General features: G+C 43.6%; 6 protein-coding genes. All 6 read left to right on the top strand.

Features of this window, described 5'->3' with window-relative positions; genetic code table 11:
* The first annotated feature begins 143 nt into the window (after positions 1-143).
* The 6 genes from DWX23_RS20675 to ilvB all read left to right on the top strand — a co-directional run bounded on the left by DWX23_RS20675 (position 144) and on the right by ilvB (position 11,498).
* Positions 144-1,139, top strand: coding sequence for a FecR family protein (locus DWX23_RS20675; protein ID WP_122375852.1), 996 nt, complete (start codon positions 144-146; stop codon positions 1,137-1,139).
* 158 nt (positions 1,140-1,297) lie between these two features.
* Positions 1,298-4,600 carry a TonB-dependent receptor gene (locus DWX23_RS20670; protein WP_233587712.1) on the top strand — a complete coding sequence of 1,101 codons (3,303 nt, stop codon included), beginning with the start codon at positions 1,298-1,300 and terminating at the stop codon, positions 4,598-4,600.
* A 14-nt stretch (positions 4,601-4,614) separates the two neighbouring features.
* A complete protein-coding gene (locus tag DWX23_RS20665) occupies positions 4,615-6,048 on the top strand; it encodes a RagB/SusD family nutrient uptake outer membrane protein (protein ID WP_233587710.1) in 1,434 nt (477 codons plus the stop codon).
* A 73-nt stretch (positions 6,049-6,121) separates the two neighbouring features.
* The gene (locus DWX23_RS20660) at positions 6,122-7,582 is read left to right on the top strand and encodes an alpha-L-fucosidase (RefSeq protein ID WP_122375847.1); all 1,461 of its coding nucleotides are present in this window, start codon (positions 6,122-6,124) and stop codon (positions 7,580-7,582) included.
* 352 nt (positions 7,583-7,934) lie between these two features.
* Entirely contained in the window at positions 7,935-9,767 is a 1,833-nt protein-coding gene (gene ilvD, locus DWX23_RS20655; protein WP_122375851.1) for a dihydroxy-acid dehydratase, read from the top strand.
* A gap of 33 nt (positions 9,768-9,800) precedes the next feature.
* Positions 9,801-11,498 (top strand): biosynthetic-type acetolactate synthase large subunit, encoded by a 1,698-nt coding sequence (ilvB, locus tag DWX23_RS20650; RefSeq protein WP_122357110.1) that lies wholly within the window; start codon positions 9,801-9,803, stop codon positions 11,496-11,498.
* The last annotated feature ends 7 nt before the right edge of the window (positions 11,499-11,505 follow it).

Below are 11,505 nucleotides of genomic sequence, written 5' to 3'. Positions count from 1 at the left end.
AATTTTGTTCTCTCATTTTGGATTCTTATAGAGAGTCAACCATATCTACAAAAAGACAGAATCAAAATATTTTCAAAAAAAGTCGATTATTGATTGTGTGTGTCGTTGCTGTTAACCTACACCAATATAAAGACGGATATTTTATGGAAGAAAACAACAAGACAAAACAAGTCATGCGGCTGTACTTTGGGAAACACTTTTCACGGTATGGGCGTATTTTGTTTGGGCGTTGGTTGAAGGCTGAAGATGAGGGGGTGGAAAAGCTGGACGCTTTACAGGATTTGTGGGAAGAGTCTGAAACTGAAGTGACCGCATCTACATATAATGACTGGAATGCTCTGCAGAAACATTTGATAGCAGAACCGTTCCGCAAGCGTATGACCCCATTGTACCGCCAGGTATTTAAATATGCAGCTATCATTGCCCTGGTGTTGATGACTGCCGGTACGACTTATTGGGCGACCGATCGTTTTAAGCCTGTCCGTCATGTAGAAATGGCTCAGATATTTGTTCCTTATGGAGAAAGTAAAGAGGTGCTGCTGCCTGATGGTTCGAAAGTATGGGTCGATGCCGGATCTTTGCTGGTTTATCCGAAAGATTTTACCGATACCGAGACACGTACGGTATATCTTACCGGGGAAGCGGCATTCTCTGTCCGGAAAAATCCGGAGCAACCTTTTATTGTAAAAACGACTTATCTGGATGTGCAGGCGCTGGGTACTGTCTTTTCTGTTGAAGCCTATCCTAGTGATTCCTGTTCGATGGCTACGTTGGAAGAAGGGAGCATACTCGTTTCAGTAAACGATGAAGGTATCGAACCTACTATATTAAAGCCGGACCAGCAGTTAATCTATTCCCACACAACCCATACAGTGACAGTTCATGCTGTCGATGCATCCATATATAATATGGAAAGGAACGGTTACCTGATATTTGAGAATATTCAGTTCAACCGCCTGATGGCTTCTTTGGAACGTAAGTTTAACGTGACGATCCATTATAATTCACAAAAATATGCGGGTGAATATTACAATGTTAAGTTCTCTCCGGATGAGACTTTAGAAGATGTGCTGAATGTGCTACGGCAATTGGTTGGCATACGTTATACCGTGAAAGGAAGAGTAGTATTCATAAATTAAAAATAAAGGAGGATACAGATATGAGCAAAAGAAAACCGGAAAGACAGAAAGTGCGAAAATCCCTCTTTCCGGAATTCGAAATCGAATCTTGAACATCATTGGATTGACGAGTAAATCGTCAGGTTTTATTAATATTCAATTTTCAAATGTACAAATATATGAAATTAACTAATCTAATACCTATAAATAGCGGAAAAAGTATATCCAAGCTGCTATTTATAACCGCTTTGTTTTCTAACAGCTTGTTTAGCTATGCGCAACAACAACAAGTGCGCCTGACCGGGAATAATGTAACATTGAAGACGGCCTTCAAACAGATAGAACAACAGACAAAATTGTTTGTGGATTATAATACTCAGGAAGTAAATGATTCCCGTCCCATTTCAAAATTACCTAAAAACAGTAACGTGAAAGAGGTAATGGAGCAATTGTTGGAAGGAACCGGTTGTTCGATTGCCTTTAGTAACGGGCATATCATTATAACAAAACAAGCGCAAACTGCATCTGACACTAAAAAGATCTCAGGTATCGTAAAGGATGAACGCGGAGAGCCTGTTATCGGAGCGAATGTCGTGGTAAAAGGAACGACGAACGGGACCGTTACGGATATGGACGGAAAATATACTCTGGAAGTTTCCCCTGGTGCCGTGTTACAGATATCTTATATAGGCTACAACACTCAAGAGGTAAAAGTTGGTAGCGTAAATGTCGTAAATGTATCTCTCAGAGAAGATTCCGAAGCACTGGATGAGGTCGTGGTTATCGGTTACGGTACGGTAAAGAAAAGCGATTTGACAGGAGCGGTCGGTTCCGTACAGATGAAAGATGTGAGTCAAGTCGGTATTACCAGTGCAGACCGTGCTTTGCAGGGACAGATTGCCGGTGTACAGGTTAATGCCAGGACAGGCCAGCCAGGCGAAGCAATGATGATTCGTGTTCGTGGTAGCAACTCTTTGGCAGGTGGTAATGAACCGCTTTATGTCATTGACGGTATGCCGGTAGAGAGCATGAACTCCGATATCAACCCGGAAGATATTTTGTCGATGGAGGTTCTGAAAGACGCTTCTTCTACTGCAATTTATGGTTCACGAGGTGCCAACGGGGTTGTTATGATCACGACAAAAAGAGGTAGTACAGGAGAGACTGTGCTCGATTATAACGGTTATGTGGGTATTTCCATGTTAAGAAAGAAACTGAATTTACTGGGAAAAGATGATTATATATCCATGGTGAACGAGGTTTCGCAGAATGACGGAAAAGGTATAGCCATTACGCCGGAAGAGGCAGCTTCGTTACCTGATAGTGACTGGCAGGACCTGGCTTATCAGACGGCATTAACGCATAGCCATCAGGTATCTGTTTCAGGCGGTACCGATAAAACAAAGTTGTACTCCTCTCTGAACTATATGAACCAGGAAGGTATTATCAAAGGTTCCGATTATAACCGTTTTGCCTTGCGTATCAATGGTGACCAGAAACTGGCGAAAAATCTGGCATTAAACGCAAGTATTGCTTATTCATACGGAACTCAAAACACTGCGAACAGTAGTGCTGATGGTTGGGGGGCGATTGCTTATACGGCAATGGTAATGGCTCCTATACAACCGATCAGAGATGCAGACGGGAAATACACGACTTTCTCCGGTACTCCGTGGGGAGGAACTAATCCGGTAGGGATGGCGGATTTATATAAAAATAAAACTGTAAATTCTCGTTTGCTGGCAAATATGTCACTTATCTATGATATCATTGACGGGCTGACTTTCCGGGTAAATGCCGGTGCTGAGGTAAATGCCGGAAGTACGGACCGATATATTCCGATAGGTTTGTCTGCCGGTGGAAAACTGGATGGAGATGCCTCTAAATCGAAGTCAAATTATTATACGATAATTAATGAGAATATTTTGACTTATGATAAGAAGTTCAACAAGAACCATGCTCTGAACCTGATGGGCGGTATTACTTTCCAGACTTATCAATATAATAGTCTGAGTGGTTCAGGTACAGGCTTTTTACGTGATGTGTATGAAACCAATAATTTAGGAGTAGCTTCAACCCCCGGAACTCCATCCTCGGGCTTTAGTGATTACCGGATGGTCTCTTTCCTGGGACGTGCCAATTATAATCTGATGGAAAGATACTTGTTGACGGTAACGGCACGTTATGACGGATCGTCTAAATTCAGTAAGAATCATAAGTTCGCCTTTTTCCCCTCTGCTGCTTTAGCCTGGCGTGTTTCAGAAGAAGATTTTATGAAAGATATCGACTGGCTGAGCAATCTGAAGTTGCGTGGAAGCATCGGACAGACCGGTAATCAGTCTATTAGCCCTTATCAGACTTTTGCCCGTTTGGGAACATCGGGACCTATCTTTGGCAATGGCAAAGATATCGGTTTCAATTTGTCTTCTATGGCTAATGATGATTTGAAATGGGAAACAACTACACAAACAGACATTGGTGTCGATTTCGGATTCTTCTCCAACCGTTTGAATATTGGTTTTGACTATTATTGGAAACAAACGCGTGATTTGTTATATAACGCTACATTGCCTCCTTCTTCCGGTTATTCTTCTATGTTGAGAAACCTGGGACGTATCGATAATAAAGGTTTTGAAATCTCTATCAACACGATCAACATGAGAGGGAAAGTTAACTGGACGACTAATTTGAACATAACATCAAACAAATCAGTAGTGAAAGATTTAGGTACGGATGTGTATGGAAATAAAATTATGCGAATCGATGCTCCTATCGGAGGAGGAAACTGGTTCCCCTTGTTCGTTGGAAAAGCACCGTTCCAGTTATATGGATATGAGATTGAAGGTATTTATCAAACAGATGAAGAAGCCCGCTCGAATGGCGAAGCGACCAAGAAAGCCGGTGATTACCGCTATAAAGATACTGATGGAAAAGCAGGTATTACAACAGGTGATAAGACTATTATCGCTAATACGCAACCTAAATTTACCTTTGGTTTGACGAATACGATCAATTGGAATAATTTTGAATTTTCTTTCCTGGTGATCGGTAGTGTCGGCGGAGATATAGTAAATGAATTTAATAAGAGCATTACCAATATCGGTGGAACATGGAATATCCGTAAAGATGTATGGCAAAATCATTGGACACCGGAGAATCCGAATGCCAAGTATGCACGAGCTTCTGCTTCAACGAAAGATTATCTGGCATTTGGCGATCCTAGTTCTATTTGGGTGGAGAATGGTTCATATCTTCGTTTTAAAGATATAAAACTGGCTTATACACTACCTACTCAATGGTTTGCTGGTTCACGTAAACCGAATATATCGGTTTATCTGAGCGGACAAAACCTGATCACGATCACAAGTTACTCGCATTATGATCCGGAAGCATCCTGGACTTCTTCAGCCGTGAACGGGTGGGATAGAGGTGTTTATCCGTCTGCAAAATCATTTACTTTGGGTTTACAGGTTAAATTTTAATACGTATTATAAGAATGAAAACACTGATTAAAAATATATTACTGGCTGTACCGGTTATTTTATCTGCTTCCTGTTCGAGTTGGCTGGAAGAAGAACCGAAGACATTTATTTCTCCTTCTGCCTTTTATCAGACAGTGGAAGATTTTGATGGGGCACTGAAAGGGTTATATCCTCAGGATCAGAACCTGAATCTGGCAGAAGTTTTTGCCGATTATAATGACAAGCCTGAGTCGGCAGAACAGGTTGGCGATATTTGGGCAAACAATCCGGGATATGGTTTTTATGCATTCAGAGGTGCTTGGGCCGGACCTTACAGTACGATTAAAAATACCAATATGATATTGGAAGAGATAGAAAGTAAGGACTTTTCGGCTGAAACAAAAAATCGTATTATCGGTGAAGCAAGATGTTTGCGTGCCTGGTCTTATTTTACACTGGTCCAGTTTTTTGGAGATGTTCCTCTGCGGGATAAAGTCGTGTCCAGTGATGCGGATGTTGCGATAGATCGTACATCACAGGCAGATATTTATAAATTTATCTTTGATGATATTCTGGATGCGGAACAGAAGTTACCGGAGGATGCTCCGGAAATGGGACGTGTGGATAAATATGTCGCGAAAGCAATCATGGCACGTATTTATTTAACTTCAGCCTGTTATCCGATGAACCAGAAAGAAAATTTTGCAAAGGCAAAGGAAAAAGCATTGGAGGTAATTAATAGTGGTAAGTATTCTTTAATGCCTACCTTCGATAAGGTTTTCAAGACGGAACGTTATACGGCGGAGACTATTTGGGCACAGTTGTTTTCTGCGCCTGATAGTTACAGCGGCATGCATAATAATTCTTCGCCCATCGGTAGCCAGACTGCCTTGTATTTGCCGACGGATGCATTTATTGCCGGTTTTGACAAAGGGGATATGCGTAAAGAGTGGGGAATTAAATCGGAATATATAAATGCCAAAGGAACCAAAGTGATCAGTCGTACATATTATAATAAGTATATTAATGAAGAATATTTGGAACAAGAGCTTCCGGCTTCAAATACAAATATTCTAACCTGGCAAACGCAATTGATCCGTTTGGCAGAAATGTACCTGATAGCTGCTGAAGCTGAAAATGAAGTGAACGGACCGGCTGGAGCTTATCAATATATCAATGCTATTCGTAAACGTGCCCGTGTAGATCAGAGTGATCCTACGAATGTCCCGGATCTGAACGGACTTACGCAAGATCAGTTCCGGGAGGCTGTTTTACTGGAACGTAAGCACGAATTGTTTGAAGAGGGTTTTGCCTGGTATGATCTGAAACGTACACAGACATTTGACAAGGTGCAGAAGGCGCGTGGTGACAGATTGAATGTGCCTATCGGTACTTACAACAACACCTGGCTAATACCTGATACGGAAATCCTGAATAATAATATTCCTCAGAATCCGGATTATAGATAATCATTGTAGAACACATGAAGGGCCGGTCTGATATATCTTATGGATTGGCCCTTCTTATATCCATCTGTCAAAAATGAAAAAGCAGTTTGTTTATTTATTGTTTTTATGTGCCGTTTGTTTACAGGCTTGCGGCAATCCGGTCGATCCGGCGGCTTTAGATCTGAACCCCGCGGATATCAATCGGTTGATACCTTTTCGGGGGGAATTGAATAATGGCGTACGGCAACTTTACCCGGAGGAACCCTATAAAACTTTTTGGGTAGAAAATTGGACTGCACCTGAACAGTCGATTGTGTGGAAAGTGAATACCGGTAGTGAAGATTATCTGGCAGCAATGTTGGTTTCTGTCAATAATCTTGAAGATGGAGAAGACGTAGCAGTAACGCTCTCTAATGGAACGGATAGTGTCATTTGTCGGATAGGGACCACCGGATGGCAACGTTGTCGTTTTCCACGACCTTTGCATTTTACTAAAGGCACCTCGGAATTGTCTTTAAAGATAAGTGAGCCGGGGAAAAAGGCTGATTTTAATATTTATCTCTATTCACTGGAAGTAGTCAAACCTGAAACCTGTAAAAAGTTACAGGCAGAGGCGGCCTCATTACGCAGTAATACATCGTGGATGGCTGATCTGCCGTATGGTTTTTTCTTTCATTGGAATTCGAAGAGTATGCCGAAGGCGGGTGAACCGCTGGCTTATGAGGATGCTGTAAATAGATTCGATGCGGAACGTTTTGCCCGGACTGTTAATGAGTGTGGTGGAAAGCTGGTCTTCTTTACGACTTCGTGGGCCGAATATTATTTCCCGGCTCCGATACAAACTATTGATTCGATATTGCCGGGGCGGACTACAAAAAGAGATCTTGTAGCTGACTTGTCGGATGCTTTAGGAAAGTATGGCATTCGTTTGATCTTGTATTATCATGTGGGACATGGCGATAAAGAATGGTGGGGCAAACAGCATTATACGCGTAATGATGCCGGTGATCTGTTCGCAAATGTGGAAAAGATAGTGGGGGAGGTCAGCCAGCGCTATGGAAGTCGTCTGGCAGGTTTGTGGATGGATGACGGTATCGGTTATTATCCGAATGGTGCCTCTTTCGAACGGATAGCTAAAGCTGCCAAAAGCGGAAATAAGGATTTGGCTATTTGTTTTAATTCCTGGATATTGCCGAAACTGACGGGTTTTCAGGATTATTATGCCGGTGAGTTGGGGTTGTCGCCGGAGAGTGCCGGTATAGACGACCCTTATCTTCCGTTAGATGGAGACGGCCTGTTTCATGGAGGTCCCCAGGATGGTTTGCAGGCTACTTTCTCCGGCACATTGGAGCCGGGTGACTGGACACATATATATAAGGATTCCATCATTGGAGATCCGGTACTTTCGATAGATGAATTGACACAGGTAGTCAGAGAATCCAATAGGCGAAAAAATCTTCCGATGATCAATGTCCGGATCTATCAGGATGGAACAATTTCTCCTAAATCGGAGGCTTTACTCAAAGAATTGAAGCGGAGAGCCTTTCAAAAGTAAGAATTCAACCGATTCAGGGATGGTTCTCTGTTAAAATGCAAGATGAATCATTCCTTTTATTGATAAATGAAAGAAAAAGTAAGATTTTTCTTTTAAATCCTTTGTGTATATGAATTATTGTTCTACATTTGCAGCGTCAAACAAAAATAAAGACAATTGAAAAGATGATGAACAATGTATTACATATTATTCTCGTGGTGGTCCTTCTAGTCATTAGTAGGTAAGGAGAAAGGTGTGTAAGAAGTTGTGAAGTCGTAAAAGATATTTCTTAAGCCTTTCTCCATACAGAGAAGGGCTTTTTTTATGGTACGGGAGGTTCGTGAACCACCCTTTAAAAATAAAAACAAATATGATGAAGAATCCGTTAAGAAGTTCATATAGCACAGAGGGGAGACGTATGGCGGGAGCCCGTGCTTTATGGCGTGCCAACGGCATGAAAGAAGAACAGTTCGGTAAACCGATTATAGCCATTGTGAATTCATTTACTCAGTTTGTTCCGGGGCATGTGCATTTGCATGAGATCGGACAGCAGGTAAAGGCGGAGATTGAAAAGCTCGGTTGTTTTGCTGCAGAATTCAATACCATCGCAATAGACGACGGTATCGCCATGGGGCATGACGGAATGCTTTATTCTCTTCCTTCACGTGATATCATTGCAGATAGTGTTGAATATATGGTGAATGCGCATAAGGCGGACGCAATGGTTTGTATCAGTAACTGCGACAAGATCACTCCGGGTATGCTGATGGCTGCAATGCGTTTGAATATCCCGACCATCTTTGTCTCCGGAGGACCGATGGAAGCCGGTAACCTGGATGGACGTGCACTTGACCTGATCGATGCGATGATCGAAGCTGCCGACGATTCAGTGAGCGATGAGCAGGTCGAAAAGGTAGAACGCTCGGCTTGTCCGACTTGCGGATGTTGTTCCGGTATGTTCACCGCCAATTCGATGAACTGTCTGAATGAAGCGATCGGCCTGGCTCTTCCCGGTAACGGAACAGTTGTGGCAACGCATGCTAACCGTACGCGCCTGTTTAAGAAGGCAGCCCAAATGATTGTGGATAATGCGTTCAAATATTATCGCGATGGGGATGATTCGGTTCTACCTCGTAATATTGCAACCCGTCAGGCATTCCTGAACGCGATGTCGCTCGACATTGCAATGGGAGGATCTACCAATACGGTTCTTCACTTATTGGCTATAGCTCATGAGGCGGAAGCCGACTTCACCATGAAAGATATAGATATGCTGTCCCGCAAAGCTCCGGTTATCTGTAAAGTAGCTCCGAGTTGTTCTTATCACGTGGAAGATGTGAACCGGGCAGGTGGTATTATCGGCATCATGAATGAGCTGGTAAAAGCTGGCTTGGTGGACGATTCGGTGAAACGTGTGGATGGCCTGACTTTGGGACAGGCGATCGACCGGTATTGCATCACTTCCGTGAATGTAACCGACGAAGCGATCAATATCTATAAGAGTGCTCCGGCACATCGTTTCAATCTGGTACTCGGATCACAGGAAAGTTATTATAAAGAACTGGATACAGACCGCACTTCCGGTTGTATCCGTGACGTGGAACATGCCTATGTCAAAGATGGCGGTCTGGCTGTTCTCTACGGAAATATTGCACAGGATGGTTGTGTGGTTAAAACGGCAGGTGTAGATGAAAGTATCTTCCGTTTTGCAGGTCCGGCAAAAGTGTTTGATTCGCAGGATGCTGCTTGCGAAGGTATCCTGAAAGACAAAGTCGTCTCCGGCGATGTCGTCGTTATCACCTATGAAGGTCCGAAGGGTGGGCCGGGTATGCAGGAAATGTTGTATCCGACTTCTTATATAAAAAGCAAGCACCTGGGTAAAGAATGTGCATTGATCACAGACGGACGCTTCAGCGGTGGAACATCAGGATTGTCTATAGGGCATATCTCTCCCGAAGCGGCTGCAGGCGGAGCGATAGGGTTAGTGAAAGACGGCGATATGATCGAAATAAATATTCCCGAAAGAACCATCCATGTAAAGGTAAGTGATGCAGAACTGGCAGAACGTCGCAAGGCGGAAGAAGCACGCGGAACCAAAGCCTTTACACCTCCTTTCCGCCAGCGTACGGTATCGAAAGCCCTGAAAGCATATGCAAAGATGGTTGCTTCGGCCGACAAGGGCGGTGTACGAATAGTAGAAGATTAAAAAAAGATTACATCAGACAATAAAACAACAAATATGGAACAAAAGATAACCGGTTCGGAAGCTTTGCTGAAAGCGCTGATCGCTGAAGGAGTAGATACTATCTTCGGTTATCCGGGTGGGCAAGCGATCCCTATTTACGATAGCTTATACGATTACAGGGATAAATTGAAACATATATTAGTTCGTCATGAACAAGGTGCTACACATGCTGCTCAGGGATATGCGCGTGTCTCCGGTAAAGTAGGCGTCACACTGGTTACCTCGGGACCGGGTGCAACCAATACAATCACCGGTATAGCCGATGCTTTGATGGATAGTACGCCTATGGTGGTAATAGCCGGACAGGTTCCGTCTCCGTTGCTGGGAACGGATGCGTTCCAGGAAGTAGATGTGATCGGTATTACACAGCCTATCACAAAATGGGCTTATCAGATCCGTAAACCGGAAGAGATAGCCTGGGCCGTATCGCGCGCTTTCTATATCGCATCGACCGGCCGTCCGGGACCAGTCGTTCTGGATCTGGCTAAAGATGCACAGGTTGGACTTGTGGATTATCACTATGAGAAAGTCGACTACGTTCGTAGTTACCAACCGGAACCGGATATTAAGCAGGAACGCATTGAAGCTGCAGCAGCCTTGATCAATCAGGCTAAGAAGCCTTTCTGTCTGGTAGGCCAGGGGGTTATTCTGGGAGGTGCGGAAGATGAATTGAAAGAGTTTCTGGTGAAAAATGATATTCCCGCCGGTTCTACGGTTTTAGGTTTGTCTGCGTTACCTTCTGATTTTCCTTTGCATAAAGGTATGCTGGGAATGCATGGAAATGTAGGTCCTAACCGGAAAACAAATGAATGTGATGTATTGATCGCTATCGGCATGCGTTTCGACGACCGTGTGACCGGTGATTTGAAAACATATGCTAAACAAGCAAAAATAATACATCTCGATATAGATAATTCGGAAATCGGAAAGAATGTTCCGGTAGATGTAAAGGTATTAGGGAATGCCAAACATACGATTCCGATGATCACCGCTTTGCTCGAAGAACGGAAGCGTCCGGAATGGAATGCCGAGTTTGAACCTGATGCAAAGGAAGAACAGGAGAAAGTGATTGAAAAAGAGCTTTATCCCGCCAGTGGACAACTGAAGATGGGAGAAGTGGTTCGTAAAGTGTCGGAAGCGACCAATGACGATGCTGTTCTGGTGACCGATGTCGGTCAGAACCAGATGATGGGCGTTCGCTATTTCAAATATAAACGTACCCGTAGTGTGGTTACTTCCGGTGGTTTGGGTACAATGGGTTTCGGTCTTCCGGCTGCTATCGGCGCCAAGCTGGGTGCACCTGACCGTACGGTTTGTTTCTTTACCGGTGACGGTGGTATCCAGATGACTATTCAGGAACTGGGGACGATCATGCAGGAAAATCTGAATGTAAAGATCATCGTTCTTAATAACAACTTCCTGGGGATGGTGCGCCAGTGGCAGGAATTGTTCTTCAACGAACGTTATTCCAATACGATCATGAAGAATCCTGACTTTGTCGCTATAGCCAAAGCATTTGGCATTGCTTCTCGTGCCGTAGATAAACGGGAGGAACTGGATGATGCGATTGCAGAAATGCTCGATCACGACGGGGCTTATCTATTAGTCGCCAATGTGGAAACTTGCGGTATGGTATATCCGATGGTTCCGGCCGGAGGAAGCGTGACGAACATGATTTTAGGAGCTAAGTAAGGAGGAA

The sequence above is a fragment of the Parabacteroides sp. AF18-52 genome, assembly GCF_003479145.1.
GTDB classification, from domain to species: domain Bacteria; phylum Bacteroidota; class Bacteroidia; order Bacteroidales; family Tannerellaceae; genus Parabacteroides; species Parabacteroides faecis.
This window is presented reverse-complemented; position numbering and strand designations above follow the sequence as displayed.

Coding starts and splice junctions, on each gene's coding strand:
- DWX23_RS20675 (WP_122375852.1), top strand. CDS start 144: ATGGAAGAAAACAACAAGACAAAACAAGTCATGCGGCTGTACTTTGGG.
- DWX23_RS20670 (WP_233587712.1), top strand. CDS start 1,298: ATGAAATTAACTAATCTAATACCTATAAATAGCGGAAAAAGTATATCC.
- DWX23_RS20665 (WP_233587710.1), top strand. CDS start 4,615: ATGAAAACACTGATTAAAAATATATTACTGGCTGTACCGGTTATTTTA.
- DWX23_RS20660 (WP_122375847.1), top strand. CDS start 6,122: ATGAAAAAGCAGTTTGTTTATTTATTGTTTTTATGTGCCGTTTGTTTA.
- ilvD (WP_122375851.1), top strand. CDS start 7,935: ATGAAGAATCCGTTAAGAAGTTCATATAGCACAGAGGGGAGACGTATG.
- ilvB (WP_122357110.1), top strand. CDS start 9,801: ATGGAACAAAAGATAACCGGTTCGGAAGCTTTGCTGAAAGCGCTGATC.